Annotated in this window: 25 protein-coding genes; 12 read left to right on the forward strand and 13 right to left on the reverse strand. The window is 64.7% G+C overall.

Features of this window, described 5'->3' with window-relative positions:
* The first annotated feature begins 128 nt into the window (after positions 1-128).
* Both AC1RUR_RS25515 and AC1RUR_RS25520 read left to right on the forward strand, forming a co-directional pair.
* Complete coding sequence (locus AC1RUR_RS25515; protein WP_492849087.1) at positions 129-365, forward strand: AbrB/MazE/SpoVT family DNA-binding domain-containing protein; 237 nt, start codon at positions 129-131, stop codon at positions 363-365.
* A complete protein-coding gene (locus tag AC1RUR_RS25520; RefSeq protein ID WP_492849089.1) occupies positions 362-775 on the forward strand; it encodes a PIN domain-containing protein in 414 nt (137 codons plus the stop codon). Before AC1RUR_RS25515 ends, AC1RUR_RS25520 begins: the two co-directional genes overlap by 4 nt.
* Positions 776-987: 212 nt before the next feature.
* On the opposite strand, the gene AC1RUR_RS25525 is transcribed toward AC1RUR_RS25520, so the two are convergent.
* The 7 genes from AC1RUR_RS25525 to AC1RUR_RS25555 all read right to left on the reverse strand — a co-directional run bounded on the left by AC1RUR_RS25525 (position 988) and on the right by AC1RUR_RS25555 (position 8,820).
* Positions 988-1,683 (reverse strand): branched-chain amino acid ABC transporter ATP-binding protein, encoded by a 696-nt coding sequence (locus AC1RUR_RS25525; protein WP_492849091.1) that lies wholly within the window; start codon positions 1,681-1,683, stop codon positions 988-990.
* Positions 1,676-2,410 (reverse strand): ABC transporter ATP-binding protein, encoded by a 735-nt coding sequence (locus tag AC1RUR_RS25530; RefSeq protein ID WP_492849093.1) that lies wholly within the window; start codon positions 2,408-2,410, stop codon positions 1,676-1,678. Before AC1RUR_RS25530 ends, AC1RUR_RS25525 begins: the two co-directional genes overlap by 8 nt.
* The gene (locus tag AC1RUR_RS25535) at positions 2,397-3,512 is read right to left on the reverse strand and encodes a branched-chain amino acid ABC transporter permease (RefSeq protein ID WP_492849095.1); all 1,116 of its coding nucleotides are present in this window, start codon (positions 3,510-3,512) and stop codon (positions 2,397-2,399) included. Before AC1RUR_RS25535 ends, AC1RUR_RS25530 begins: the two co-directional genes overlap by 14 nt.
* A 266-nt stretch (positions 3,513-3,778) precedes the next feature.
* Positions 3,779-4,996: a substrate-binding protein gene (locus AC1RUR_RS25540; protein WP_492849097.1), complete on the reverse strand. Its 1,218-nt coding sequence runs from the start codon at positions 4,994-4,996 to the stop codon at positions 3,779-3,781.
* Positions 4,997-5,000: 4 nt separating this feature from the next.
* A complete protein-coding gene (locus AC1RUR_RS25545) occupies positions 5,001-5,858 on the reverse strand; it encodes a branched-chain amino acid ABC transporter permease (protein ID WP_492849099.1) in 858 nt (285 codons plus the stop codon).
* A 96-nt stretch (positions 5,859-5,954) separates the two neighbouring features.
* A complete protein-coding gene (locus tag AC1RUR_RS25550) occupies positions 5,955-7,469 on the reverse strand; it encodes an amidase (RefSeq protein WP_492849101.1) in 1,515 nt (504 codons plus the stop codon).
* Between the two features lie 166 nt (positions 7,470-7,635).
* Positions 7,636-8,820: a substrate-binding domain-containing protein gene (locus AC1RUR_RS25555; protein WP_492849103.1), complete on the reverse strand. Its 1,185-nt coding sequence runs from the start codon at positions 8,818-8,820 to the stop codon at positions 7,636-7,638.
* 179 nt (positions 8,821-8,999) lie between these two features.
* Here AC1RUR_RS25555 and AC1RUR_RS25560 point away from each other — a divergent pair, with 179 nt between their 5' ends.
* Positions 9,000-9,443: a MarR family winged helix-turn-helix transcriptional regulator gene (locus tag AC1RUR_RS25560; protein WP_492849105.1), complete on the forward strand. Its 444-nt coding sequence runs from the start codon at positions 9,000-9,002 to the stop codon at positions 9,441-9,443.
* Positions 9,444-9,702: 259 nt separating this feature from the next.
* On the opposite strand, the gene secA is transcribed toward AC1RUR_RS25560, so the two are convergent.
* Positions 9,703-12,543, reverse strand: coding sequence for a preprotein translocase subunit SecA (secA, locus tag AC1RUR_RS25565; RefSeq protein WP_492849107.1), 2,841 nt, complete (start codon positions 12,541-12,543; stop codon positions 9,703-9,705).
* Positions 12,544-12,897: 354 nt separating this feature from the next.
* Here secA and AC1RUR_RS25570 point away from each other — a divergent pair, with 354 nt between their 5' ends.
* On the forward strand, positions 12,898-13,806 hold the full coding sequence (locus AC1RUR_RS25570) for a peptidylprolyl isomerase (RefSeq protein ID WP_027545259.1): 909 nt from the start codon (positions 12,898-12,900) through the stop codon (positions 13,804-13,806).
* Positions 13,807-13,989: 183 nt separating this feature from the next.
* A complete protein-coding gene (argJ, locus tag AC1RUR_RS25575) occupies positions 13,990-15,231 on the forward strand; it encodes a bifunctional glutamate N-acetyltransferase/amino-acid acetyltransferase ArgJ (RefSeq protein WP_492849376.1) in 1,242 nt (413 codons plus the stop codon).
* A gap of 179 nt (positions 15,232-15,410) precedes the next feature.
* Here the strand turns inward: argJ and AC1RUR_RS25580 are convergent, their stop codons facing one another.
* Positions 15,411-16,742 carry a TadE/TadG family type IV pilus assembly protein gene (locus AC1RUR_RS25580; protein WP_492849109.1) on the reverse strand — a complete coding sequence of 444 codons (1,332 nt, stop codon included), beginning with the start codon at positions 16,740-16,742 and terminating at the stop codon, positions 15,411-15,413.
* Between the two features lie 138 nt (positions 16,743-16,880).
* Here AC1RUR_RS25580 and AC1RUR_RS25585 point away from each other — a divergent pair, with 138 nt between their 5' ends.
* Positions 16,881-17,291 (forward strand): (deoxy)nucleoside triphosphate pyrophosphohydrolase, encoded by a 411-nt coding sequence (locus tag AC1RUR_RS25585; RefSeq protein WP_492849111.1) that lies wholly within the window; start codon positions 16,881-16,883, stop codon positions 17,289-17,291.
* 130 nt (positions 17,292-17,421) lie between these two features.
* On the opposite strand, the gene AC1RUR_RS25590 is transcribed toward AC1RUR_RS25585, so the two are convergent.
* Positions 17,422-18,270: a methyltransferase domain-containing protein gene (locus tag AC1RUR_RS25590; protein ID WP_492849378.1), complete on the reverse strand. Its 849-nt coding sequence runs from the start codon at positions 18,268-18,270 to the stop codon at positions 17,422-17,424.
* Positions 18,271-18,408: 138 nt separating this feature from the next.
* Here AC1RUR_RS25590 and AC1RUR_RS25595 point away from each other — a divergent pair, with 138 nt between their 5' ends.
* From AC1RUR_RS25595 to AC1RUR_RS25615, 5 genes are read left to right on the forward strand one after another with little or no spacing between them, the layout of a single operon-like run.
* The gene (locus AC1RUR_RS25595; protein WP_492849380.1) at positions 18,409-18,723 is read left to right on the forward strand and encodes an NIPSNAP family protein; all 315 of its coding nucleotides are present in this window, start codon (positions 18,409-18,411) and stop codon (positions 18,721-18,723) included.
* Between the two features lie 4 nt (positions 18,724-18,727).
* The gene (locus tag AC1RUR_RS25600) at positions 18,728-19,519 is read left to right on the forward strand and encodes a ComF family protein (RefSeq protein WP_492849113.1); all 792 of its coding nucleotides are present in this window, start codon (positions 18,728-18,730) and stop codon (positions 19,517-19,519) included.
* Between the two features lie 47 nt (positions 19,520-19,566).
* Positions 19,567-19,842, forward strand: coding sequence for a glutaredoxin 3 (gene grxC, locus AC1RUR_RS25605; protein ID WP_492849115.1), 276 nt, complete (start codon positions 19,567-19,569; stop codon positions 19,840-19,842).
* A complete protein-coding gene (locus tag AC1RUR_RS25610; protein WP_492849117.1) occupies positions 19,839-20,717 on the forward strand; it encodes a carbon-nitrogen hydrolase family protein in 879 nt (292 codons plus the stop codon). Before grxC ends, AC1RUR_RS25610 begins: the two co-directional genes overlap by 4 nt.
* Positions 20,714-21,199: a DUF1178 family protein gene (locus tag AC1RUR_RS25615; protein WP_492849119.1), complete on the forward strand. Its 486-nt coding sequence runs from the start codon at positions 20,714-20,716 to the stop codon at positions 21,197-21,199. Before AC1RUR_RS25610 ends, AC1RUR_RS25615 begins: the two co-directional genes overlap by 4 nt.
* Here the strand turns inward: AC1RUR_RS25615 and AC1RUR_RS25620 are convergent.
* The 3 genes from AC1RUR_RS25620 to AC1RUR_RS25630 form a co-directional block, all read right to left on the reverse strand.
* Positions 21,196-22,095 carry an EamA family transporter gene (locus AC1RUR_RS25620; protein ID WP_492849121.1) on the reverse strand — a complete coding sequence of 300 codons (900 nt, stop codon included), beginning with the start codon at positions 22,093-22,095 and terminating at the stop codon, positions 21,196-21,198. The genes AC1RUR_RS25615 and AC1RUR_RS25620 overlap by 4 nt on opposite strands.
* 312 nt (positions 22,096-22,407) lie before the next feature.
* A complete protein-coding gene (gene ubiG, locus AC1RUR_RS25625) occupies positions 22,408-23,181 on the reverse strand; it encodes a bifunctional 2-polyprenyl-6-hydroxyphenol methylase/3-demethylubiquinol 3-O-methyltransferase UbiG (RefSeq protein ID WP_492849123.1) in 774 nt (257 codons plus the stop codon).
* 14 nt (positions 23,182-23,195) lie between these two features.
* Positions 23,196-23,663, reverse strand: coding sequence for a PH domain-containing protein (locus AC1RUR_RS25630; protein ID WP_492849125.1), 468 nt, complete (start codon positions 23,661-23,663; stop codon positions 23,196-23,198).
* A gap of 152 nt (positions 23,664-23,815) precedes the next feature.
* Here AC1RUR_RS25630 and AC1RUR_RS25635 point away from each other — a divergent pair, with 152 nt between their 5' ends.
* Positions 23,816-25,072: an aspartate kinase gene (locus AC1RUR_RS25635; protein WP_492849127.1), complete on the forward strand. Its 1,257-nt coding sequence runs from the start codon at positions 23,816-23,818 to the stop codon at positions 25,070-25,072.
* The last annotated feature ends 178 nt before the right edge of the window (positions 25,073-25,250 follow it).

A 25,250-nucleotide genomic window follows, 5' to 3' on the forward strand; every position in this document is an offset into this window, starting at 1 on the left:
CGCAGTCCCCAATCCTTGCCGGGTTTTGGCGCAGGCTGTCCGGGCCGAGACACCTCCGGAGTCCACTTGACTGCAGTGATATCATCACTATGATATACATTTATCCATTGTATATCACGGAAGCCGGAATGCAGATTTCCAAATGGGGCAACAGCCTCGCTGTCCGCTTGCCCAAAGCCCTCGTCGAAGAACTCGGCCTCAAGGAGGGCGACGAACTCGAGGTGGTCGCCGCCCGCAAGGGCATGATCGAGGTCGAGACAAAGGAAGAGCGGCGTCGACGGGCAATCGAGAACATGCGCGCGCGCAACTGGCCGCCCTTGCCTGCTGACTACAAGTTCGATCGCGACGAGGCGAACGAGCGGTGAGCGCGTTTCTGGACACCAACATTCTCGTTTACGCGCAGCAGACCGGCACCAAGGCCACAATCTCGCGAGACCTGATCGAGCAGGGCGGCGCCATTAGCGCGCAAGTCCTGAACGAGCTTGCAAACGTCTTGCACAGGAAGCAGGGACGAAGCTGGCGCGATATCGAGCTTCTGTTCGATGATATCGACAATACGCTCGATCCGGCGCTCCCGCTCACGGCCAAGACCAGCCGTGCGGCTCTTGCGCTGGTGCAAAACGATGGCTTCGCCTTCTATGATGCACTGATCGTTGCCGCTGCGATCGAAGCTGGCTGCGATATCCTCTACAGCGAAGATATGCAGCACGGCCGCAGCATCGGCGGGCTCACCATCGTCAATCCGTTTCTTGGCAGTGCTTCACCATCACCCTGAGGTGGCCCCTCCTTCAGCAACCCTCGAAGGGTGACGGGACCGGCGGGTGCACGCTGCGAAGGCTTTGAGGGCGACGGCAAGGCTGCATCTTGGCCGTTCATCCTTCGAGGCTCGCTACGCGATGCTACGCATCGCGCTGCTCGCGCCTCAGGATGACGGAATTGGCAGAGTTCGCGTTGCGAGGGGTTTGAAGCCAGTAGCAACGTAACGCCCTACGGCGCCAGATACCGCACCAGCTCCGGATTGTCCCTCACCTCGCCGGCCGCACCCTGCAGCGCCACCCGTCCGCGGTCCAGCACGTAGGCGTAGTCCGCCACACGCAGCGCCAGGTCGAGGTGCTGCTCGACGATGATGACGGCGATGCTTTTCGCGAGCTCGATCAGGCGCTCGGTGATCTCTTCGATCACGCCGATCCAGACGCCTTCGGTGGGCTCGTCCAGCAGCAGCAGCTTCGGATCGCCCAGCATGGCGCGGCCGATGGCGAGCATCTTGCGCTCGCCGCCGGAGAGCGTGCCGGCGGGCTGGTCGAGGCGCTGGCCGAGTTTGGGGAAGATGGTCAGCACGTGGTCGACCGCGTCGGCCTTGCTGCTTGCGAGCGAGCCGACCGCGAGGTTGTCGCGCACCGACAGGCGCGCGAACACCGAATGCTCCTGCGGGACGTAGCCGATGCCGGCACGGACGCGCTCCTGGGTCGCGCGGCGGCTGATGTCGCGGCCGTCGAAGGCGACCTCGCCCTTCCACGCCGGCAGCTCGCCGACGATGGTCTTCATCAGCGTGGTCTTGCCGGCGCCGTTGCGCCCCAGCACGGCGACGCCGCCGCGCCAGGGAATGCCGAGGTTGACGTCGAACAGGACCTGGCTGCGGCCATAGCCGGCGTCGAGATGCTTGATGTCCAAAAATTCAGGCACGGCGCAGATAGATCTCCTGGACGGATTTGTTGGCCTGGATCTCGGACACCGTCCCCGATGCCAGCACCTTGCCCTGGTCGAGCACGGTGAGGCGATCGCAGATGTCGCGGATGAAATCGAGATCGTGCTCGACGATGACGAGCGAGCAGTGCTGCTTGATCGGCTGGAGCAATTCCCCGGTAACGCGGCGCTCCTCCAGGCTCATGCCGCCGGTCGGCTCGTCCAGCAGCAGCAGTTTCGGCTTGCCCGCGAGCGCCATCGCGATTTCCAGCCATTGCTGCTGGCCATGCGACAGCGCGGCGGCCGCATCGAACGCACGATCGGCGAGGCGGAACTGGGTGAGCATGGTCATGACCTGGTCGTGCAGGAGCCCGCGTGTCCGCGAGAGCACGAGGTCGAGCAGCGAGGACTGCGCCTGCAGCGCGAGCAGGATGTTGTCGTAGAGCGTCAGCGTCGGCAGCACGCTGGTGATCTGGAATTTCAGGCTCATGCCGGCGCGCGCCCGCTCGGTCGGGGTGAAGGCCGTGATATCGGTGTTGACGAAGCTCACCTTGCCCTGGGTCGGCACCTCGGCACCGGCGATGCACTTCATCAGCGTGCTCTTGCCGGAGCCGTTCGGGCCGATCAGGCCGTGAAACTCGTTCTCGCCGACGGTGAGCGCGGCGCCGTCGAGCGCGGTGAGCTTGCCAAAGACCTTTTTGATGCCCGCGGCCTCAAGGAGCGGCATTGCGCTTCCCCTTCCCGTTCTCCGCTTTGCTTCCCCTGGGCTTCTCACCGAAGCTGCCGACCCGTTCGCGCTCGCCCAGCACAAAGCTGATCAGGCCGAGCGGCCGGAACAGGATCACGAGCAGCAGCAGCACACCCAGGATGATCGGCCAGACGTCGCGATAATTGTCGGACAGCCAGAAGCTGACGCCCTCGACGATGACGGCGCCGATCACCGCGCCGATCAGCGTGCCGGAACCGCCGAACAGCACGTAGAGCACCACCTGCGTCGAGACCACGACGCCGACCATGTTGGGCCAGACGAAGCCTTCATGGAACGCATAGAGGCTGCCGGCGAGGCCTGCGACGGCGCCGCCGATGGTGAAGATGATGGCCTTGAGGTGCTGCGCCTTGTAGCCGAAGAAGGCGATACGCTGCTCGTTCTCGCGCAGGCCCGCGAGCGCGAGGCCAAACTGCGAGCGCACCAGGAAGCGGCAGAGCAGATAGACGACGACGAGAATGCCGAGCACGAGATAGTAGAAGGCCGGCCCTTCAGAGAATTCGTAACTGCCCACCGTCATCGGCGCGATCGAGGGGATGCCGTTCTGGCCGCCGAGATAGTACCAGCCGCGCGCCAGGCGATCGGCGGCGTAGGAGCCGGTGAGCGTGCCCAGCGACACGAAGATCACGCTGGAGGGATGCCGTCCCAGCAGCAGGAAGCCGCCGAGCAATAGCGCGAAGGTGAGACCGATGATCGTGCCCGCAGGGAGCACCAGGAAGATGTTGGTGATGTCGAGGTCGCGCGCGAGCAGCGCCACGCCATAGCCGGCCGAACCGAAGAACAGGGCCTGGCCAAAGCTCATGATACCGGCATAGCCCCAGACCAGATCGAACGACAGCGCGAACAGCGCGAGGATGATCACGCGCGTGGCGAACACCGTGAGGTAGTCCTGCAGCACCAGCGGCGCGAGCAGCGCCGCGACGAGCACGACGCCCTCCACGATCGGCAGGATTTTTCGCGTCGATGATCGCTCGGCCGGCGCGCCCTCGGCCGCCGAAAGTTCCGGCTCATCCCCGACGGCGGCGTGGACCGCCTGCTTAGCTGCACCCATGGATTTCAGCATTCCGAGTCAAGCATCGTGAAAGAGATTTGCTTCGCGGTCGTCCGGTTCACCTCTCCCCAGCGGGGAGAGGTCGGATTGCGTCTGGCGATGCGACGTATCGCCCAGCGCAATCCGGGTGAGGGGCCGCGGCATCCAGTGAGACTTGATCCCCTCACCCGGATCGCATCGTTCGATGCGATCCGACCTCTCCCTACGGGAGACGTGAAGAGAGAGCGCTCGTGCTTCCACCGGTTCACGCAAAGCTCATCACGATCCAGCATTGCCGCTCAGCATTCCTTGGGATCGACAAGCCCGTTGCTGCGCGCAACGATCTCGTAGTTCCCGCCCTTGGCAACCGCGGTGTACATCTTCATCTTGCAGTGCCGCTTGCCCGGCACCATCTCGGCCGGTCCCCCGGGACCTTCCGCGATCTTGGCATGGTCGAGCGCGGCCGCAACCGACTCGCGGTCGATCTTGCCGGCTTCCTTGACGGCGGCTTCCCACAGCTTGAGGCCGCGATAGGTGCCGGTCGCGGCGCTGCCGGCGGCGAACAGGAAGTTGCCCGGAAAATCCTTCTCGTAGGCGGCCTGGATCTTGGCGTCGAACGGGTTCTCCTTGGTCAGCACCTTGAAATAGTCGAGACAGCTCGCAAGCCCCTCGATCTCGCTCGCCTGGTTGATGTTGAGCGTGTTCTCGTCATAGTAGACGCAGGCGAGACGGCCGCCGTTCTTGAGGAAGCCCGCTTCATAGAGCTGCTTGAAGAACGGTCCGACGCCCGGCGGAATGACAGTGTTGAAGACCACGTCCACCTTGTTGGAGATGATGCGGTTGACGGTCGAGGAGAAGTCGACCTGGTCGAGCGGGTAATATTCCTCGAACACCACCTCGCCGCCGTTGGATTCGATCACCTTGCGGGCGTAGACGTTGAGGGTGTGCGGCCAGACATAGTTGGCGCTCGGCAGCGCGAACTTCTTGCCGCCGTTCTTGATCAGCCAGGGGATGAACTCGTCGCATTGCTGCGCCGGCGTCGGGCCGGTGCAGAACAGATAGGGCGTGCACTCCTTGCCTTCGTAGAGCTGTGGATAGATGTAGAGCGTCTTGCCGCGCGCCACGATCGGATCCTTGATCGCGTTGCGCATCGAGGAGGTGATGCCGCCCAGCACCATGTCGACCTTGTCGCGCTGGATCAGCTTGCGGACGTTGCCGACGGCGACGGATTCGTTCGAGGCGGTGTCCTCGATATAGAGCTCGAGCGGACGGCCGAGCAGGCCGCCGGCGGCGTTGATCTCCTTGATCACCATCTTGGCGACGTTGGCGTCGGCATTGCCGGCATAGGCGATCGGGCCGGTGAGGTCGGTGGCGATGCCGACCTTGATCGGGGCTTCGGCCGCATTGGCCCAGGGCGCCGGGATCACCCAGCTGCCGACGCCGGTTGCGACCGCGCCGGACGCAAAGGCGAAATTGGAGAGAAAGCGACGGCGTGAGAGCTGCGTACGGTCGAACATGTGACTAAACCCCTTTTCCAGCGATGAGGCCCTGCGGCCGGAATTTGATGAAGACAATGGCGAGCACGAAGACGAGGACGTCGGCGACGACGGGTGCCATCACCCATGGCAGCGCGGCACTGAGCGTGCCGATGACGCCGGCGCCCGCGACCGGCCCGATGAAGGAGCCGACGCCGCCGACCATGACCGCGACAAAGCCCTGGATCAGGAAACGCAGGCCGAGATCGGCGAACAGACTGAACACCGGCACGATCAGCGCGCCGGCAAGACCGGCGAGCGCGGCACCGAACGCAAAGGTGGCGCCGTAGATCAGCGGCGTGGAAATGCCGGAGGCCCGGGCCAGCGCGGGGTTCTCCAGCGTGGCGCGCACGCGCAGGCCAAAGCTCGTGCGGGAGAGCAGAAGGTAGCAGCCGCCCATCACCAGCAGCGTGATGACGATGATGGTGAAGCGCCAGGCCGAGATGTGCATGGCGCCGATATCGATCGAGCCGCCGATCGGCTCGGGCACGGTGAGATAGAAGCCGCCGATCAGCCCGCGCACGGATTCGCGGATGATCAGGCCGAGCGCATAGGTGCCGAGCATCGCCACAATGGGTGCTGCGTAGAATCTCCGGATGATCAGCGCCTCCAGCACGAAGCCGAGCGCGCCGACCGCGAAGGGTGCGGCGACCATGCCGGCCCAGATCGGCATGCCCTTGGCGTAAGCGAGATAGGTGATGTAGGCGCCGAGCAGGACGAACTCGCCCTGCGCGAAGTTGAAGATGCCCATCATGCTCGCGATGATCCCGAGCCCCAGCACGATCAGGACGATGATCGCGCCAAAGCTCAGGATCTCGAACGCCGCGACGAACGCGTTAGCCATGCGATGGATTCTTGTTTTTGCGCGTCTTCTTCGCGCGAACCGGTATCCACTTCGCTCGAAAACGCTCTGATCCCTCCGTCTGCATCAACGCCTCGCTCACATCTTCTTCCAGTCGCCGACCTGCTCGAAAGCGTGCGCGGCGCGGTAGATGGTGGTTTCCTCGAACATCCGGCCGACCAGCATCAGGCCGACCGGCAGGCCGTCGACCATGCCGCAAGGCAGCGACATCGCGGGATGATGGGTGATGTCGAACGGCGCGGTGTTGGAGATCATCTCCAGGGCGCGAGCGACGTAATCCTCGCGGCTTGCCGTCGGCTCCGGCAGCTTGGTCGCCTTCATCGGCGTCGTCGGCAGCAAGAGCAGATCGTAGTCCTTGAAGGCCTTGTCGTAGGCCGCAGTCAGCCGGCGCGAGATGTTGAGTGCCTTGCCATAGTAGCGCGGGCCAAAATTGTTGTTGATGTAGGTGCCGAGCAGCAGGAACAGCTTTGTCGTCTCCGACAGCGAATCCGCCTGCCGCCGCCAGCCGCGATGAAAATCCATCAGCGAGGTCGAATAGAGGTCGCCGCGGCTGAGCCCGTAGCCGTCGCCATACATCATGGTCTGGGTCATGCCCTCGGTGCCGATCGGCGTCCAGATCGCCGGGCCCATAAGATGCATCGGGATCGAGACCGTCTCGACGGTGGCGCCGAGATCCTTGAAACGTTTTGCCGCCTCGCGCACGCTCTCGTTCACGGCGGCCTCCGCGTTCGCCTGCTCAAACCCTTCCTTGAGGATGCCGATCTTCATGCCCTTCACGCCCTGGCCGAGCGCCTTGGTGTACTCCTCGACCTTCGGCGCCTTGATGCGCGGATCGTAGCCGTCGTCGCCGGCCAGCACTTCGAGCAGCAGCGCGTTGTCGGCGACGGTCGCCGTCATCGGGCCGGTGTGGTCGACGAAGATCTCGATCGGCATGATGCCGGTGTAGGGCACGAGGCCCCAGGTCGGCTTCATGCCGTAGGTGCCGCAGAACGAGGAGGGCATGCGGATCGAGCCGCCCTGGTCGCCGCCGATCGCCATGTCGACCTCACCGAGCGCGACCACGACGCCGCTCCCCGAGGACGAGCCGCCGGCCGAATAGCCCATCTTGTGCGGATTATGCACCGCGCCGACCGCGCCGGTGTGGCTGCCGCCGGACATGCAGAAGGATTCGCAATGCACCTTGCCGGCGATCTCGGCGCCGGCATCGAGCATGCGCGTGACGATGGTGGCGTCAAAGTCGGGCACGTAGCCTTCCAGCGTCGCCGAGCCGTTCATCATGGGCACGCCGGCGAGCATGATGTTGTCTTTCAGGGCAACGGTCTTGCCCTTGAGCTTGCCGCTGGCGGCGCCCTTCACGGCCGACTTGCGGTACCAGGCGTTGCGCGGGTTCTCCTCCGGCGAGGGCCGATAGCCCGGCGTGCGCGGATATTTCACCTCCGGCACCTCGTCCGGCATCGCCCCGACCAGATTGTAGGCTTCGATCGAGCCCTGCATCAGGCCACGGAACGAGGTGACGTCGTCATCGGTCAGCGCGAGGCCGCACTGCTCGGCGACGCTGCGAAGTTGGGCGGGCGTTGGAAGGACAACTGTCACGGCGCTCTCCTTGAGGCTTCTTGATCCCTGGCTTTGGACGGAAGCCGCTCGCTCGCGCCTGCACAGCGCGGGCCAACCGGCTTCGCCGCGATATTACAGACGGAAATATTTTCCTTTTCAAGTATTATTTCGAAGATCCGCCGCGACAGATGAGCGGCCGCAGGTGTCAGAGCGTCTTGATGAGCTTGAAGTCGAGACCGTCGGCTTCAGCGAGGTACATCGGCATCTCGGCCCGGCCGTCGCGGATGGTGACGGGACCGCGGCCCGCCGAATAGACGGTGTTGCGCGCCGCCTTCAGCAGCGGGTGCAGGGCCAGGGAGCCGGCACGGTTGGCCACGGACTCCAGGAACCGCAGCCCCTCGTAGTTCGACTGGCCGACGGAGCCGACCGGCGGCGCGTGCGGACCGAACATCGCCTGATAGCCGCCGAGGAACTCGTCATTGGCACGCGAGGCCATGCAGTTGAAATAGCCGGAGGCGCAGAACAAATTCTCGGTGTTGTCGGCGCCGATGCCGAGCAGCACGGTCTCGTCCATCGCGCCGGCAAGCCGCAGCGTCGAGGTGGCGAGACCCGCCTCGGCGAAGGCGCGGTTGAAGGTGATGCTGTCGGTGCCGATCAGCGAGATCAGCACCACGTCCGGCTTGGCGGCGCGGATGCGCGCCAGATGCGGCTCGTGATTGTCCTCGCCGACGGGGACGAACTCCTCGCCGACGACCTGGCCGCCGGCCTCCTTGATGTAGCGCTTCACCGAACGATGCGACTGCCAGGGCCAGACATAGTCGCTGCCGATCAGGTACCAGCGCGCGGCCTTCTTGACGTCTGCGAGCCAATGGATGGCGGGGCGGCTCTGCCAGCGCGGCGTCTCCCCGATCGCCATCACGCCCGGCGTGCGCTCGCCGCCTTCATAGACCGGCGTGTAGATGTAGGGGATGCGGTTGCCGGTGACCTTGCGCAGCGCGACACGGACGGCGCTGATATGCGAGCCCATGATGAGGTCGACCTCGTCGAAGGCGATCGCCTGCTCGGCGCGCTGCACCACCTCGTCGATCGGGCCGCCGGAATCGTAGATCGACAGCTCCAGCTCGCGGCCCAAAATGCCGCCGCGCTTGTTGATCTCGGCGACCGCCAGCATCGCGCTGTTGGTGGAGGTCGGGCCCCAGATTCCGGGCGAGCCGGTGAAGGTAAGGAAATTGCCGATGCGCAGCTTGTTGCGCGCACCGCGACGCCTCATGAAATGCGCGTCAACCGGAGACAGGTCGAAGTCGGCCGCCGACGACGACAGATTCCTGAACAGCAAGGACGGCGGCAACGCCGGGCCGCCGTGAGCCGGGAAGTTTACCGTCGCGCGCACGCCAACTCCTGTCTGGCACCAGACCTGAAAGCACATTGAGCAGGCGGCCGCGGCTTCCGCCCTTTTGTTGGGCAATGATCCTATTTTGAAAATATTGAATATTCAAGAATTGAAGTGCATATAGATGCAGCATCGATTGCAAGACATTCACTCATTTGGGTCAAGACGAAGTCTTAGCCGTGGCAAAACCGTCGAAAGAAAACACCCCGATCACCGAACACCTCGCTTATTTGCTCGCGCAAGCCAACCGGGAGATCAACCGGCAGCTGGAACTGCGCTTGAGCAAGGAAGGCGTTCCCGTCGAGCAATGGCGCATCCTGAAGGTGCTGTCGGACGGCAACGGCCATTCGATGGGCGAGCTTGCAGACGCCGTGCTGCTCAACCATCCGACGCTGACCAAGATGATCGACCGCATGGTCTCCGACACGCTGGTCTATCGCGTGCAGGACCCGGGCGACCGCCGCAAGGTGCTGATGTTCATCTCCGACCGCGGCAAGGTGCTGAGCAAGAAGCTCAACTCGCTCGCGGTGGACCAGGAGGAGCACATCCTGGAGAGCTACGGCGACAAGTCGACGAGCGAGCTCAAACGGCTGTTGGAGAGCTTGATCGACAGCTCGAATTGAGTGGCGCGCCGCTTCGCACAGCGAACTCAACGCCGTCGTCCCGGCGAAGGCCGGGACCCATAACCACAGGATTGGATTTGGCGAAGACTGCTAGTTACGATTCTTCGCGTGGTACAACGACCGCATGCTCTCGATAGATTCCGCGGTATGGATCCCGGCCTTCGCCGGGATGACGACGGAATGTGCTGCAGCGGTGTTGCGCTCAACTAGCACCGCAGATGCCCAGCTTTCGCGGGGGCATGACAGCGGAGTTTAACGGCTAGCCGTACCGCCCGTGGCAGTGCTTGTATTTCTTGCCCGAGCCGCAGGGGCAATCCTCGTTGCGGCCGATCTTGCCCCAGGAGGCCGGGTTCTTCGGATCGCGCTGGGCGGCGTCGGAGGCCGGCGCACCGAGCGTGACGCTGGCGAGCGCCATCTCGTCCTCGCCGGTGTTGGGGTCGAACTTGTGCGCTTCCATCGGCGGCAGCACGGGCGCTTCCTGCTCCGGCGGGACGATCTCGACGCGCATCAGCTGCGCCGTGACGGCCTCGCGCAGATGCGCGCTCATCTCCTGGAAGAGATTGAAGGCCTCGGTCTTGTATTCCTGGAGCGGATCGCGCTGGCCGTAGCCGCGCAGGCCGATGACCTGGCGCAGATGGTCGAGCATGATCAGATGCTCGCGCCAGAGATGGTCGAGCGTCTGGAGCAGAATGGTCTTCTCGACGTAACGCATCACGTCGGGGCCCCATTGCGCGACCTTGGCCGCCATGTGCTCGTCGGCCCTGGTCTCGATGCGGCTCAGCAGCTCCTCGTCGGCGATGCCCTCTTCCTTGGCCCATTCGTCGACCGGCAGGTCGAGATCGAGCACGCGCTTCAGCTCTTCCTTCAGGCCGCTCACGTCCCACTGCTCGGCATAGGCATGCTCGGGTACGTGCTTGGCGACGAGGTCGTCGATGAAGGCATGACGCATGTCGGTGACGGTCTCGGCGACGCTGTCGTCCTTCATCAGGTCGACGCGCTGGTCGAAGATCACCTTGCGCTGGTCGTTCTGGACGTTGTCGAACTTGAGCAGGTTCTTGCGGATGTCGAAGTTGCGGGCCTCGACCTTCTGCTGCGCCTTCTCGAGCGCCTTGTTGATCCAGGGATGGATGATGGCCTCGCCCTCTTGCAGGCCGAGACGCTGCAGCATGCTGTCGAGGCGATCCGAGCCGAAGATGCGCATCAGATCGTCTTCCAGCGACAGGAAGAACTTCGAGCGGCCGGGGTCGCCCTGACGGCCGGAACGACCGCGCAGCTGGTTGTCGATGCGGCGGGATTCGTGGCGCTCGGAGCCCATGATGTAGAGGCCGCCCGGCTTCGTCACGGTCTTGGCGGGCTTGGAGCCCTTGGCCGGCTCGATCTCGACGGTCTCTTCCGCCTTCAGCACGATCTCGCGGAAGCGCTCGACGTCGGCCTTGATCTGCTCGATCTTCCTGGCCTTCTCGGCCTCGTCCTCGATGCCCGCAGTCTCCTTCGGGATGCGCATCTCCAGCGAGCCGCCGAGCTTGATGTCGGTACCGCGGCCGGCCATGTTGGTCGCGATCGTGATCGCGCCGGGCACGCCGGCTTCCGCGACGATATAGGCTTCCTGCTCGTGGAAGCGCGCGTTCAAGACCGCGAACAGCTTCGCCGGCTTGCCGGCGCGCGCCGCGGCATAGAGCTTGTCCAGCGCGTTGTCCTTGCCGAAATCGATCTGCTTGTAGCCGTGCGCTTTCAGGAATTCGGCAAGCACTTCCGACTTCTCGATCGACGCCGTGCCGACCAGCACCGGCTGCAGCCGCGCATTGGCGCGCTCGATCTCGGCGAGGATGGCGCCGTATTTTTCCTTCTGGGTGCGATAGACCTCGTCGTCCTCGTCCAACCGGCCCACCGGCACGTTGGTCGGGATCTCCACGACTTCGAGCTTGTAGATGTCGAAGAGCTCGTCAGCTTCGGTCAACGCCGTACCGGTCATGCCGGCGAGCTTTTCATACATCCGGAAATAGTTCTGGAACGTGATCGAGGCCAGCGTCTGGTTTTCCGGCTGAACCTGCACATGCTCCTTGGCTTCCAGCGCCTGATGCAGGCCTTCGGAATAGCGCCGGCCGGCCATCATGCGTCCGGTGAACTCGTCGATGATCACGACCTCGTCGTCGCGGACGATGTAGTCCTTGTCGCGCGTGAACAGCGTGTGGGCGCGCAGGGCCTGGTTGATGTGGTGCACGACGGAGACGTTCTCGACGTCGTAGAGCGACTCGCCCTTGAGCTGGCCGGCGTCGCGCAGCAGCGTCTCGATCTTCTCCATGCCGGCTTCGGTCAGCGTCACCGTGCGCTGCTTCTCGTCGACGTCGTAATCGGTCTTGTCGAGCTTGGGCAGGAAGCCGTCGATGGTGTTGTAGAAGTCGGAGCGGTCGTCGAGCGGGCCGGAGATGATCAGCGGCGTGCGCGCTTCGTCGATCAGGATGGAGTCGACCTCGTCGACGATCGCGTAGAAGTGTGGCCGCTGGACCATGTCCTCGAGCCGGTACTTCATGTTGTCGCGAAGATAGTCGAAGCCGTATTCGTTGTTGGTGCCGTAGGTGATGTCGCAGGCATAGGCGGCCTTGCGCTCGGCATCATCCAGACCGTGGACGATCACGCCCGTGGTCATGCCGAGGAAGCTGTAGATCTGGCCCATCCAGCCGGAGTCGCGGCGTGCCAGGTAGTCGTTGACGGTGACGACGTGGATGCCCTTGCCCGCAAGCGCGTTGAGATAGACCGCCAGCGTCGCCACCAGCGTCTTGCCTTCGCCGGTCTTCATCTCGGCGATGTCGCCCTCGTGCAGCACCATGCCGCCGATCAGCTGGACGTCGAAATGACGCTGGCCGAGCGTCCGTTTGGCGGCCTCGCGCACCGTGGCGAAGGCCGGCACCAGGAGGTCGTCCAAGGTCTTGCCCTCGGCGAGCTGCTTCTTGAAGTCGGCGGTGCGGGCCTTGAGCTCCTCGTCGGAGAGTTTGATGAGCTCGGGCTCCAGCGCGTTGATCGCGTTGACGCGGGACTGATATCCCTTCACCCGCCGGTCGTTGGCGGAGCCGAAAAACTTGCGGGCGAGCGCGCCGATCATGCCTAGTTCCTGTGTTCGCGATTTAACCGCGTTGCAGCCAAGAAGTTGTCACCCGCCTGCCTATCAACTCACCGTGACGCCTGCTGGCGCCAGAGCCCGGACTGCGGGGGGTCATCCGCCATATGGGTGGGAATTGGGCAAGTCTGGGTTCAACGGCCAAAAACGCAGCAAAATAAACGCCATCGCCATGGTCGCGACCGGGCAGAGATATGGCCCGGTCAGGGCCTTGTCAACGGCGGGCGCATTGCGGCTAATTCATCATTTTGACAGACTTTTCGCGTTGCCAAGCCCCCCTGAATTGGGCGAGTGTCCGCCCCGCTCGAGCAGCCCCCTGCTTCAACAAAAGGATTTTCCATGACCACCTCGTTCCCGGTAACCAAAACCGGCCTGCGCTTCGGCCTCGCCACCGCCCTGGTGGGCTGCCTTGCGCTGGCGCTGATCGCGGGTCCCGGCCGGGCTGCCGACGATCCGGTCCTGGCGAAGGTCAATGGCGCGGAAATCAAGAAGAGCGACGTGGCCATGGCCGAGGAGGAACTCGGGCCGAGCCTCGCCCAGATGGACCCGGCGACCAAGGACGAGAACGTCCTGTCCTTCCTGATCGACATGAAAATCGTCAGCAAGGCTGCCGAGGACAAGAAGGTCGCCGACAGCGAGGAGTTCAAGAAGCGTCTGGCGTTCGCCCGCAACCGCCTCCTGATGGACAGCCTGCTCGCCAACGAAGGCAAGGCCGCCACCACCCCCGACGCCATGAAGAAGGTCTATGAGGAGGCCTCCAAGCAGATTACCGGCGAGCAGGAGGTGCGCGCCCGCCACATCCTGGTCGAGACCGAGGACGAGGCCAAGGCGGTGAAGGCCGAACTCGACAAGGGCGCCGATTTCGCCGAGCTCGCCAAGAAGAAGTCCAAGGATCCGGGCTCCGCCGACGGCGGCGACCTCGGCTTCTTCACCAAGGAGCAGATGGTGCCGGAATTCTCGACCGTGGCCTTCGCGCTGGAGCCGGGCAAGATCTCCGACCCCGTGAAGTCGCAGTTCGGCTGGCACATCATCAAGGTCGAGGAAAAGCGCAGCCGCAAGGCGCCTGATTTCGAGCAGGTCAAGGCCCAGATCGAGCAGTACGTGACCCGCAAGGCCCAGGCCGACTACGTCGCCAAGCTGCGCACGGAAGCCAAGGTCGAGCGGCTGGACCAGCCGGCGGCGGACGCCAAGCCGGCCGATGCGGCCAAGCCGTCCGACAGCAAGATGGCGCCGCCCGCGAAGAAGTAAATCGACTTCCCTCCCGCACTTCAGTAGTTTGACGTCATGCCCGGGCAAAAGCGCGAAGCGCGTCTTCGCGCCAGACGTCCCGGGCATCCACGTCTTAAGACCCTCATCAACGTGTGCTGAAGGACGTGGATGGCCGGGACAGGCCCGGCCATGACGGTTTCCATTTGTCCAAAAGGCCTCGCGATGTCCTCCTCCGTCTCTCCCCTCGCCCCGAAACACGTTCCCGACATGCCCGTGATCGCGGGCGTCCGTCTTGCGACCGCCGAGGCCGGCATCCGCTACAAGAACCGCACCGACGTGCTGCTGGCGGTGATGGACAAGGGCACCGCGGTCGCCGGCGTCTTCACCAGGTCGAAATGCCCGTCCGCACCGGTGGAATGGTGCCGCGCCAAGCTGAAGGGCGGCAAGGCGCGCGCCCTCGTCGTCAATTCCGGCAACGCCAATGCCTTCACCGGCAAGACCGGGCGCGGCTCCACCGCGCTGACCGCCAAGATCGCGGCCAAGGCCGTCGGGTGCAGCGAGAGCGAGATCTTCCTGGCCTCGACCGGCGTGATCGGCGAGCCGCTGGATGCGACCAAGTTCGACGGGGTGCTGGGCCGCCTCGCCGAGACCGCGGAGCCCGGCGATTATCTCGCCGCGGCCAAGGCGATCATGACCACCGACACCTTCCCCAAGGTCGCGACCGCGACCGTCAAGCTCGGCAAGGCCAAGGTCACCATCAACGGCATGGCCAAGGGCGCCGGCATGATCGCGCCCGACATGGCGACGATGCTGTCGTTCATCTTCACCGACGCGCCGATCGCACCGGCCGCGCTCCAGGCCCTGCTCAAGAGCGGCGTCGAGGACACCTTTAACGCCGTGACGATCGATGGCGATACTTCGACGTCCGACACCCTGCTCGCGTTCGCGACAGGAGCTGCCGCCGCGCACGGCGCGCCAAAGATCAGTCGCGCCAGCGACCCGCGCCTGAAAGCCTTCGTCAAGGCCTTCAACCAGGTGCTCGCCAACCTCTCCGAGCAGGTGGCCCGCGACGGCGAAGGGGCGCGCAAGCTGGTCGAGATCACCGTCGAAGGCGCCAAGACCAAGGCGTCGGCGCGCAAGATCGCGATGTCGATCGCGAACTCGCCGCTGGTGAAGACCGCGATCGCCGGCGAGGACGCCAATTGGGGCCGCGTGGTGATGGCCGTCGGCAAGGCCGGCGAGCCGGCCGACCGCGACAAGCTGTCGATCTCCTTCAACGGCATCCGCGTCGCCAAGAGCGGCGCGCGCGATCCTGACTATGACGAGGCGCAGGTGTCGGAAGCGATGAAGGCACCGGAGATCGCGATCAAGGTCTCGCTCGGCCTCGGCAAGGGCCGCGACCGCGTGCTGACCTGCGACCTCACCAAGGAATATGTCGCGATCAACGGCGATTACAGGTCGTAATTTCGGCTCTCTCACCGTCATCCTGCGGTGCGAGACACGCGGCGCAACGCCGCGTGGGGAGCCTCGAAGGATGCACGGCCACCGCTGCCGCCGCGCCGAGAAAGCCGGGGCTCGTCGCTCTTCGAAGGCCGCTGAAGAAGCGGCCACCTCAGGGTGACGGGGTTAGAACTTCATCCCAATCACCCCGAAATCCGCGCGTCGGCGACCGCCTTCTTGAACAGCGCGTTCATGGCGTCCGAGATGCCTTGCGTCGGGCTGACCTCGAAATACAGCCCCGGCGAAGCACAGCTCTGCATGTTCTGCGCGATCTCGCTGTTCGGCGACGGTCCGAACGGTCCCTTGTTGAAGGGGTCGATATAGGTCATGTACCAGGAATTGGTCGGGAGCTGCAGATAGGTGGTGTAGAGCACCGCGATCTTGATGCCGCGATTCTTGATGGTGGTGCAGAGCGAGACGTCGATCGGCGACTGGCAGCGCCCGCCGCTCACGGTCGGCTTGGAGCAGCCGGTGTTGTACTCGTCGGCGACGCCGTCGGAGACGAAGAACAGATATTTCATCGGCGAGGACGACGTGCCGGCGCCCGGCGCGCTGATCGCGCTGTTGATCGCGGGGAAGACCGTGCTGAACTGCGTATCCTTGTCGGCGGTGTAGGAATCATTGTTGCCGTAGACGCCCATCAGGTCGATGGCGCCTGCCGCCGTCTTGGCGCTCGACAGGCTGGCGGACAGCGAGAACAGCGCGCGCAGGCCGATGGTCTTCGACGAGGCGCCGAAATCGTAGATCGCCATGCGGAACTGGTTCGAATAGGTCTGGGTCGCCCCGGCCGTGTCCATCAGCGACTGCGTCGCACTGCGCAGCACATCGATCCGCGTCGTCACGCCGAGCGTCTTGGCGAGATTGTAGTAGTTGTTCGCGTCGTTGTAGTCGTGACAGGCGAAGGCGCATTTGTCGGACGTGTTGTTGACCATCTTGCTGACGTCGGCCGGCGTCGCCGCCACGCCCATCGACGGCGAATTGTCCAGCAGGAGGTAGAAGTCAACATAGAGCGGCATGGTGGCCGTCGCGGTCGACGTCCCGCTCATGGACAGCGCGGTCTTGCCGATCACGCCGAGAAACATGGTGTTGATGGTGGCGCTGAAAGCGACCGTCGAGGTGACAGTCGAGCCGCTCTTGACCACGGTCGGCGTGACGCCACCCAGCGTATAGCCGGTCAGGTTGACCACGTTGGCGTTGAAGATGTTCGTTGCGTCGGTGACGCCGACGGGGATCGGACCGTCCGAGGTCATCGCGCCCGCGGCGGCAAACGCCGGCGAAGCCTTGGCGACCGAGCCGACGCTGGCCGCATCGGCGGCGGCCTGGAGCTTGGAGCGGATCTGCGTTGCGCGAGAATAATCGACCGCGCAGCCGACCACCGTGATCAGGGGGACGCAGCAAAATGCAAAGATCACTGCGACATTGCCACGCCGGTCGCGGACAAATCGGCGCATGATGGTGCGAAACGCAGCGCGCATGGGTCAGCTCCCGGAATGGTTCAAGTGTTTCCACTCTAGGAACCGTCGATTAAATATGACTTATGGCGGCCGTAGATACGTGGGCCGCAACGGGGTTAACGAACCGTTACGGATCATCTTGAGCGAGCGACATCACGCATGGCCGATCTCAAACTGACACTGGTGGTGGCCTGCGCGCTGGTCGACGCCGACAAGCGCGTCCTGATCGCGCAGCGCCCCGAGGGCAAGACGCTGGCCGGGCTCTGGGAATTTCCCGGCGGCAAGTGCGAACCCGGCGAGCGGCCGGAGCAGAGCCTGATCCGCGAGCTGCATGAAGAACTCGGCATTACCGTCGCCGAGCCGTGCCTGGCGCCGCTGACCTTTGCGAGCTACGGCTACGAGAGCTTCCACCTCCTGATGCCGCTCTATATCTGCCGGCGCTGGGAAGGCCAGGTCACGGCGCGCGAAGGCCAGGCCCTCGCCTGGGTCCGCGCCAACAAGCTGCGCGACTATCCGATGCCGCCCGCCGACATCCCTCTGATCCCGCATTTGATCGATCTGCTGATGTGAGGAGCTGTGCCCTGGACGCAGCGCAGCGCTTCTTCAGCGGTGCGCTGCAGAGCCGGGGCCCATGCCAGCGGCAGACCGGGTCCCGACTCTGCGCAGCAGCGTAAGAACGCTGCAGCGCGTCCGGGACACGCTAGTCCCGCTTAACCTTTTTCACTGCCTCCGCCAGGCTCGCCTTCGCCGACCCCGGCTTGAGCGGTTGCTGCTGGCTCGCATGCGGGGCCCAGCCGGAGAGCCAGATGATGTCGAATGTCGCGCGGATGCGGCCGTCGGTATCGGCAAAGCGCTCGGCATAGATCTCGGCCATGCGCAGCAGCGTCGCGCGCCGGCTCGGCGTGCGGCGGCGTTCGATCAGGACATTGGCCGCGCCCATGCGCCTGATATCCTGCATCAGCGCGAACGCGTTGCCGTAGCGCACCACGACGCGGTCGACGTCGGTGACCGGCAGCGCAAAGCCCGCCCGCTGCAACAGCGCGCCGATATCGCGCAAGTCAGCGAACGGCGCCACGCGCGGCGACACCCCGCCCTCGCATTCGGCTTCGGCGGCGGCAAAGGCCTGCCGCAGCTCGGTCAGGCTGTCGCCGCCGATCATCGCGGCAAGCAACAGGCCGTCCGGCTTCAGCGCGCGGCGGATTTGCGCGAGCACGCCCGGCAGATCGTTGACGAATTGCAGCGCCAGCGCCGAGACGACGAGATCGAGGCTTTCGGGCGTGAAAGGCAGCTTCTCCGCACCCGACGCATCGAGCGCGATCCGTTCGATCGAAGGCAGCCGCGCGCGCAGCGTCGCGAGACCCTCGCCAGGCGTCCAGAGATCGGCCGGAGCGTGAAATTGCCGCGTCACCGCGGCGAGCCGGTCGGACATGTCCTCGGCCACCCGATCGAGCAGGAAGGTGGCCCCGCCCTGCACCTGCGCGCGCCGCTGCCGCGTATGCAGCAAGGCGCGATCGAACAAAGCGGGCGGGGTTTGCGGAGGCTGGGCCATGCCGCTGGTTACGCCGATCACGGCGGTTCTGGCAATCCACTGCGTGTGGCGCTAGCTTCCCTCATGGCAGCCGACATCGGCCTCGCGTTCCAAGCCAACAATCCGCGCCAGGTGCGCGGCGCGCCGGAGTATCCGACGATGATCACTTGTTACCTGCGATACGAGGTCCCACCGGACAAGCTCGCCGAATTCGAGGCTTACGGCAGGATGTGGCTGGAACTGCTGCCTAGATTCGGCGGCATCCACCACGGGTACTTCCTGCCGTCGGAAGGGGCGAGCGACGTCGCGCTGGCGATGTTCAGCTTCCCGAGCTTCGCGGCCTACGAGCAATATCGGAAAGACAGCGCCGAAGATCCGGACGTCCAGAAGGCGATCGCCTTTGCAAGGGAAACGCGCTGCTTCCGCCGTTATGAGCGATCGTTCTTTCGACCCGTGCTCCCGAACGAGCCGTAGGCCGATGGACGCCGAGGCATCACGCTTCATTTCGAGCTATCTGCGCGGCGCGCTAGGCGCCGGCCGTCACGCGCTGGCGCGCGCGGCGCGGCTGGCGCTCGACATCGCGCTGCCGACCTTGTGCGTGTCCTGCCGCGAGCCGGTCGATGGCGAGGGCGTGTGCGCGGCGTGCTGGGCGCGGCTCTCGTTCATCGAGCGGCCCTACTGCCCGCGGCTCGGCATCCCCTTCGTCTACGACCCCGGTCCCGACATGCTGTCGATGGAGGCGATCGCGAGCCCGCCGGCCTACCAGCGGGCACGCGCGGCGGTGCGCTATGACGACGTCGCGCGCACGCTGGTGCACGCGCTGAAATACCAGGACCGCACCGATCTGGCGCCGGCCATGGGCCGCTGGATGGCGCGCGCAGGCGGCGAGCTGCTGACCGGCGCCGACATGCTGATTCCCGTTCCGCTGCATTGGCGGCGGGCCTGGCGGCGCCGCTACAACCAGTCCGGGGCGCTGGCGCGAATCATCGAGCGGCAGAGCGGGGTCAAGGTGCGGGGCGAGGTGCTGCGCCGGGTCCGCGCCACCGAGCAGCAGATCGGCCTGTCGCGCGCCCAGCGCGCCACCAATGTGCAGGGCGCATTCCAGGTATCTCCCGACCATCAGGCCGCGGTGCAGGGCCGCCGCATCGTCCTGATCGACGACGTCCTGACCTCCGGGGCGACGCTGGATGCCTGCGCCCGTGCCTTGTTGCGGGCCAAAGCGGCCCAGGTGGACGTGCTGGTCTTTGCCCGGGTTGTGGAGGTCAGGTGAAGTCCCATATAATTCAATGAATTCGTGACATGAGAGCGCCAGACCAGATGACCGCTGCTGTCGAGATCTACACCAGGCCAGGCTGCGGCTATTGTTCCGCGGCCAAATCGCTGCTGACCCGCAAGAAGGCGACCTTCACGGAATTCGACGTCGCCAAGAACCCGTCCTGGCGCGACGAGATGTACGACCGCGCCGGCGAGGGCTCGACCTTCCCCCAGATCTGGATCGGCGGCACCCATGTCGGCGGCTGCGACGACCTCTACGCGCTCGACCGCGAGGGCAAGCTCGATGGCATGCTCGAAACCGTGAAGGCTGAATCATGAGCGAGGTCAGGACCTTCACCGCTGCGATGGTGCAGATGCGCACCGGCCTGATGCCCGAGCCCAGCCTCGCGCAGGCCACCAAGCTGATCCGGCAGGCGGCGGCTGATGGCGCCGACTACGTCCAGACGCCCGAAGTCAGCAACATGATGCAGTTGAACCGCAAGGCGCTGTTCGAGCATCTCCAGAGCGAAGAGGACGACGCCTCGCTGAAGGCCTATCGCGCGCTCGCCGCCGAGCTCAAGATCCACATCCATGTCGGCTCGCTGGCGCTGCGCTTTTCGCCCGAGAAGGCAGTCAACCGCTCGTTCCTGATCGGCCCCGAGGGCAATGTGCTCGCGAGCTACGACAAGATCCACATGTTCGACATCGAGCTGCCGGACGGCGAAAGCTATCGCGAATCCGCCAACTACCAGCCGGGCGAGACCGCCGTGATCTCCGACCTGCCCTGGGGCCGGGTCGGGCTGACGATCTGCTACGACGTCCGCTTCCCCGCGCTCTACCGCGCGCTGGCCGAGAGCGGCGCCTATTTCATCACCGTGCCGTCCGCCTTCACCCGCAAAACCGGTGAAGCGCATTGGCACATCCTGCTGCGTGCCCGCGCGATCGAGACCGGCTGCTTCATCTTCGCCGCGGCACAGGCCGGCTTGCACGAGAACAAGCGCGAGACGTTCGGTCACTCGTTGATCATCGATCCCTGGGGCGAGATCCTCGCCGAGGGCGATGTCGAGCCCGGCATCATCATGGCCAAGATCGACCCGGCCAAGGTCGAGACCGCGCGCCGCGCGATCCCCTCGCTCCAGCACGGCCGCCGCTTCGGCGTCGCCGACCCCAAGGCCGGGCCGGATCACCTGCATCTGGTGCGGGGATCGGCATGATCCGCTACGCGCTTCATTGCGACCGCAACCACGAATTCGAAAGCTGGTTCCAGAGCTCGTCGGCCTATGATTCGCAGGTGAAGCGCAAGCTCGTGACCTGCCCGATCTGCGGCTCGGCCAAGGTCGAGAAGGCGATCATGGCCCCGCGCATCGTCGGCAAGAAGGGCCGTGGTCCCGCCACGCCTCCGCCGGAGCCCGTTGCTGCCACCGCCGCGCCCGAGGCCGCGCCATCGGGACCGACCTCGCTGATGATGGCGCAGGAGCGCGAGCTGCGCGCCAAGCTCAAGGAGCTGCGCGATCACATCGTCAAGAACGCCGACAATGTCGGCGAGCGCTTTGCGAACGAAGCCCGCGCGATGCATTACGGCGACAAGGAGCACCGCCCGATCTATGGCGAGGCTTCGCCGGACGAGGCGAAGTCGCTGATCGACGAGGGCATCGAGGTCTCGCCGCTGCCGACGTTGCCGGAAGACCGGAACTAGGCCCCGACCAGCACCGCCACGCCCACAACGATCAGCGCGATACCACAAATCTCACGCGGCGCGATCGGCTGCTTGAACGAGTAGTAGGCGACGCCTTGCGCGAACAGCACCTCGATCAGCGCAAGCGTGCGGACGTTGGCGGCGGCCGTCAGCGCGAACGCCAGGAACCAGAATTGCGAGGAGAAGGCGCCCATGAAGCCGGCGAACAGCGACGGCTTCCATAGGCCGAGAATTGCCTGCAGCACCTTTGGCGCGCGCCAGAGCAGATAGATGGTCAGGATCAGCGTCTGCACGAACAGGCCGAGCACCAGTGTGAACGACGCCGACGTCACGAAGGATACGCCGGGAACGGTGATGATCGCACCGCGAAAGCCGACGGCGGAGAGCGCGAAGGCCGCAGCCGCAACAAGGCCGGTGATGGTCGGCTTCAGCTCGGCAAAGCTCTTCTCGCCGCCGGGCCGCAGCGCGGTGATGACGACGCCGATTGTCGCGACCACGATCGCCAGCACTTTCAGCCAGGTGAGGTGATCGCCGAGGAAGACGAAGCCGAAGATCGCGGTTTGGATCGCTTCGGTCTTCAGGTACGCCGTCGTCACCACGAAGGAGCGGTCGTTCATGGCGAGCAGCATCAAGCCGGTCGCGACGATCTGGCTGAGCGCCCCGAGCAGCAGCCACGGCCAGAACACGGTCGGCGGCATGCCGAGGCGATCGCCGGTCGCGATCAGCACCACGCCCAGAAACAGCAGCGAGAACGGGAAGCCGAACAGGAAGCGGATGTTGGTCGCGCCCCACGTCCCCAGCGGCTTCGTCAACGAGCGCTGCATCGCATTGCGCGCGACCTGGCCGAGCGCGGCGATGACGGTGAAGGGAATCCAGAGGCTGGTGACGGTGAGCATGGGGAGGGGGCGATTAGGGCGGGAAAGGATTTGCGGCCAACGTGCAAGCTGCAACCCGCCCGGTCAACCGCAGGGATGTCATGGGAGCGATGCCCGCGCCACAAACTCCGCCGTCGTCCTGGACAAGCGAAGCGCAGATCCAGGACCCATTATCCCAGGGAGTGGTTTTGCGAAGACCCGTGGTTACGAATTTCGCGCCACAACTTCCTCTTGGGGGTATGGGTCCTGGCCCCCCGTGCGCAATTGCGCACTAGGCCAGGACGACACCTTTGGTGTTGCCAGGACAGAGCCACTCAACAGCTACAATCGCCCTCACACCATGCCTTCGGCCACCACCATGTAGTTCACGTCCATGTCCGACGAGAGGGTCCATTTGTCGGCGAAGGGGCTGTAGACGACGCCGGTCTGCTCGGTGATGACAAGGCGGTTGTCGAGCAGGTATTTCGTCAGCTCGTCGGGCGTGACGAACTTGTTCCATTCGTGGGTGCCGCGCGGCAGCCAGCGCAGGACGTATTCGGCGCCGACGATGGCGAGCGCAAAGCTCTTCCAGTTCCGGTTCAGCGTCGAGACCACCATCAAGCCGTTCGGCTTCAGCATCGCGGCGCAGCGCTTCAGGAAGACGCCGACGTCGACGACGTGCTCGACCACCTCCATCGCCAGCACGATGTCGAAGCGCTCGCGCGGGTCGATCTCCTCCACCGTGGTGCAGCGGTAATCGATCGCAAGGTGGCTCTTGTCGGCGTGCAGTTTTGCGGCCGCAATATTGCTCTGCGAGGGATCGACGCCGATGACCTGGGCCCCCAGCCGTGACAGCGGCTCGCAGAGCAGGCCGGCGCCACAGCCGATGTCGAGCACGCGCAGGCCGCCGAGGCAGTTGAGGCTGCGCACGTTGCGCTCGAACTTGCGGCAGGCGGCGTCGCGGATATAGCCGAGCCGCAGCGGATTGATCCGGTGCAGCGGCGCCATCTTACCCTTGGGATCCCACCACTCCGCCGAGAGTTTTGAGAATTTCGCGATCTCGGCGGCATCGACGGTCGAGCCCGGCTGGGCCGTGGCGGAGAAGGAAGTATTTTGCTGCATGCTCATGGTGACGCGCGGTCCTACCGCGTGGTGATCGAACTACGGAAGGCGAGCGGCGAGGCGATGGTCGTGATGGTTTCGCGACCTTCGCCGACGCCATTGATGGTCACGTCGCCGTAGTTGAGAATACGTCCAAGAATCGTCTGGTTGACGTCGACACTCTCGACCTTGTCCAGCGCCATTTCAAAGGTGCGGCGCTTGATGAACCCGGTCTTGTGCACAACCCTGAGGTTGGTGACGTCGGTCTCGGTGGTGAAGCGATGGAACCAGCCCTTCACGGTCCAATAGAGCGCCGCCAACGCCACCAGGCCGGAGGCGACGAGACAGAGCAGAACGAGCCCTTCAACGATGGTTTGCCGGGACAGGACGAACAGGGCCAAAGCCACGATCCAGGCCACAATCGCCGGAAAATAGAAGATCCAGTGCGCATTGGTCGAATACAGCACCCGCTCGCCCGGTTGCAGGATCTCGTCGATGTAGCGCGCCATGACCTCGGTTAACCCATTACCCCCGCAACCGGCCCCCGCAGGAACCCGCTTGCCCCCGGCCCCGCCGCTATGTATACGCGCGGTCGGTGTCCGCGAGGCCCGTCCAGTGCGGGCCACCATACTGATCCTTATGAGGGAATGCACGCGTCGTCATGAGCCGCCTCGTGATGAAATTCGGCGGCACATCCGTCGCCAACATCGAACGTATCCGCAACGTCGCACGCCACGTGAAGCGTGAGGTCGACGCCGGCCACGAAGTGGCCGTGGTCGTCTCGGCGATGTCGGGCAAAACCAACGAGCTGGTGGCCTGGTGCACCGAGGCCTCGCCGATGCACGACGCGCGCGAATACGACGCCGTGGTCGCCTCCGGCGAACAGGTGACGTCCGGCCTGCTTGCCATCGTGCTCCAGAGCATGGGCATCCAGGCCCGCTCCTGGCAGGGCTGGCAGATCCCGATCAAGACCAGCGACGCCCATGCCTCGGCCCGGATCGAGGACATCGACGGCAGCGAGATCATCAAGCGCTTCAGGGATCGCAAGGAAGTCGCGGTCATCGCCGGCTTCCAGGGCATCAACCCCGAGACCAATCGCATCACCACGCTCGGCCGTGGCGGCTCCGACACCTCGGCCGTGGCGGTCGCCGCCGCCGTCAAGGCGGATCGCTGCGACATCTACACCGACGTCGATGGCGTCTACACCACCGACCCGCGAATCGTGCCCAAGGCCAAGAGGCTCGACAAGATCGCGTTCGAAGACATGCTGGAACTGGCCTCGCAGGGCGCAAAAGTGCTCCAGGTCCGCTCGGTGGAACTCGGCATGGTCCACAACATGCCGATCTTCGTCCGCTCGAGCTTTGACAAGCCCGAGGATATCGACCCGCATGCCAACCAGCCGCCCGGCACGCTGATCTGCGGCGAGGAGGAGATCATGGAAAACCACGTCGTCACCGGCATCGCCTTTTCGAAGGACGAGGCCCAGATCTCGGTACGCCAGATCCAGGACAAGCCGGGCGTCGCCGCCTCGATCTTCGGCCCGCTGGCGGACGCCAACATCAACGTCGACATGATCGTCCAGAACGTTTCTGAAGACGGCAAGACCACCGACCTCACCTTCACGGTGCCGGCCGCCGACTACACCCGCGCCAAGGACACGATCACCGCCGCCAAGGCCACGATCGGCTACCACCGGCTCGACACCGCCACCGACGTCGCCAAGATTTCAGTGATCGGCAGCGGCATGCGCAGCCATGCCGGCGTCGCCGCCCAGGCGTTCTCGGCCCTCGCCGGACGGAATATCAACATCCGGGCCATTACAACCTCCGAGATCAAATTCTCGGTTTTGATCGATACTGCGTATACCGAACTTGCGGTGCGGACCCTGCACACGCTCTATGGCCTCGATCAGGCTTAGACTAATTTTCTCTTAGCGGTCGCAGCAAACGCGAAGGTGTACACACCTTCGCGTTTGGCAGGCGTTTTGCTTGGCAAAACAAGCCCCAGTTCGCTATACGGCGAAGAGGGTGGGCTGCCGCAGACTGTGTCCCAGTTCAGGCCGCTGATTCGGTGCAAGCGAGAGTTTGCACCTGCGC

The sequence above is a fragment of the Bradyrhizobium sp. GW821-FHT12B03 genome, assembly GCF_058807535.1.

Bases quoted from the DNA above. Each gene is read 5' to 3' on its own strand.
- AC1RUR_RS25590 (WP_492849378.1), bottom strand. From the start codon at position 18,270: ATGGCCCAGCCTCCGCAAACCCCGCCCGCTTTGTTCGATCGCGCCTTG.
- AC1RUR_RS25610 (WP_492849117.1), top strand. From the start codon at position 19,839: ATGAGCGAGGTCAGGACCTTCACCGCTGCGATGGTGCAGATGCGCACC.
- AC1RUR_RS25570 (WP_027545259.1), top strand. From the start codon at position 12,898: ATGACCACCTCGTTCCCGGTAACCAAAACCGGCCTGCGCTTCGGCCTC.
- AC1RUR_RS25620 (WP_492849121.1), bottom strand. From the start codon at position 22,095: ATGCTCACCGTCACCAGCCTCTGGATTCCCTTCACCGTCATCGCCGCG.
- AC1RUR_RS25635 (WP_492849127.1), top strand. From the start codon at position 23,816: ATGAGCCGCCTCGTGATGAAATTCGGCGGCACATCCGTCGCCAACATC.
- AC1RUR_RS25615 (WP_492849119.1), top strand. From the start codon at position 20,714: ATGATCCGCTACGCGCTTCATTGCGACCGCAACCACGAATTCGAAAGC.
- secA (WP_492849107.1), bottom strand. From the start codon at position 12,543: ATGATCGGCGCGCTCGCCCGCAAGTTTTTCGGCTCCGCCAACGACCGG.
- AC1RUR_RS25580 (WP_492849109.1), bottom strand. From the start codon at position 16,742: ATGCGCGCTGCGTTTCGCACCATCATGCGCCGATTTGTCCGCGACCGG.
- grxC (WP_492849115.1), top strand. From the start codon at position 19,567: ATGACCGCTGCTGTCGAGATCTACACCAGGCCAGGCTGCGGCTATTGT.
- ubiG (WP_492849123.1), bottom strand. From the start codon at position 23,181: ATGAGCATGCAGCAAAATACTTCCTTCTCCGCCACGGCCCAGCCGGGC.
- AC1RUR_RS25595 (WP_492849380.1), top strand. From the start codon at position 18,409: ATGATCACTTGTTACCTGCGATACGAGGTCCCACCGGACAAGCTCGCC.
- AC1RUR_RS25545 (WP_492849099.1), bottom strand. From the start codon at position 5,858: ATGGCTAACGCGTTCGTCGCGGCGTTCGAGATCCTGAGCTTTGGCGCG.
- AC1RUR_RS25600 (WP_492849113.1), top strand. From the start codon at position 18,728: ATGGACGCCGAGGCATCACGCTTCATTTCGAGCTATCTGCGCGGCGCG.
- AC1RUR_RS25585 (WP_492849111.1), top strand. From the start codon at position 16,881: ATGGCCGATCTCAAACTGACACTGGTGGTGGCCTGCGCGCTGGTCGAC.
- AC1RUR_RS25515 (WP_492849087.1), top strand. From the start codon at position 129: ATGCAGATTTCCAAATGGGGCAACAGCCTCGCTGTCCGCTTGCCCAAA.
- argJ (WP_492849376.1), top strand. From the start codon at position 13,990: ATGTCCTCCTCCGTCTCTCCCCTCGCCCCGAAACACGTTCCCGACATG.
- AC1RUR_RS25540 (WP_492849097.1), bottom strand. From the start codon at position 4,996: ATGTTCGACCGTACGCAGCTCTCACGCCGTCGCTTTCTCTCCAATTTC.
- AC1RUR_RS25630 (WP_492849125.1), bottom strand. From the start codon at position 23,663: ATGGCGCGCTACATCGACGAGATCCTGCAACCGGGCGAGCGGGTGCTG.
- AC1RUR_RS25535 (WP_492849095.1), bottom strand. From the start codon at position 3,512: ATGCTGAAATCCATGGGTGCAGCTAAGCAGGCGGTCCACGCCGCCGTC.
- AC1RUR_RS25530 (WP_492849093.1), bottom strand. From the start codon at position 2,410: ATGCCGCTCCTTGAGGCCGCGGGCATCAAAAAGGTCTTTGGCAAGCTC.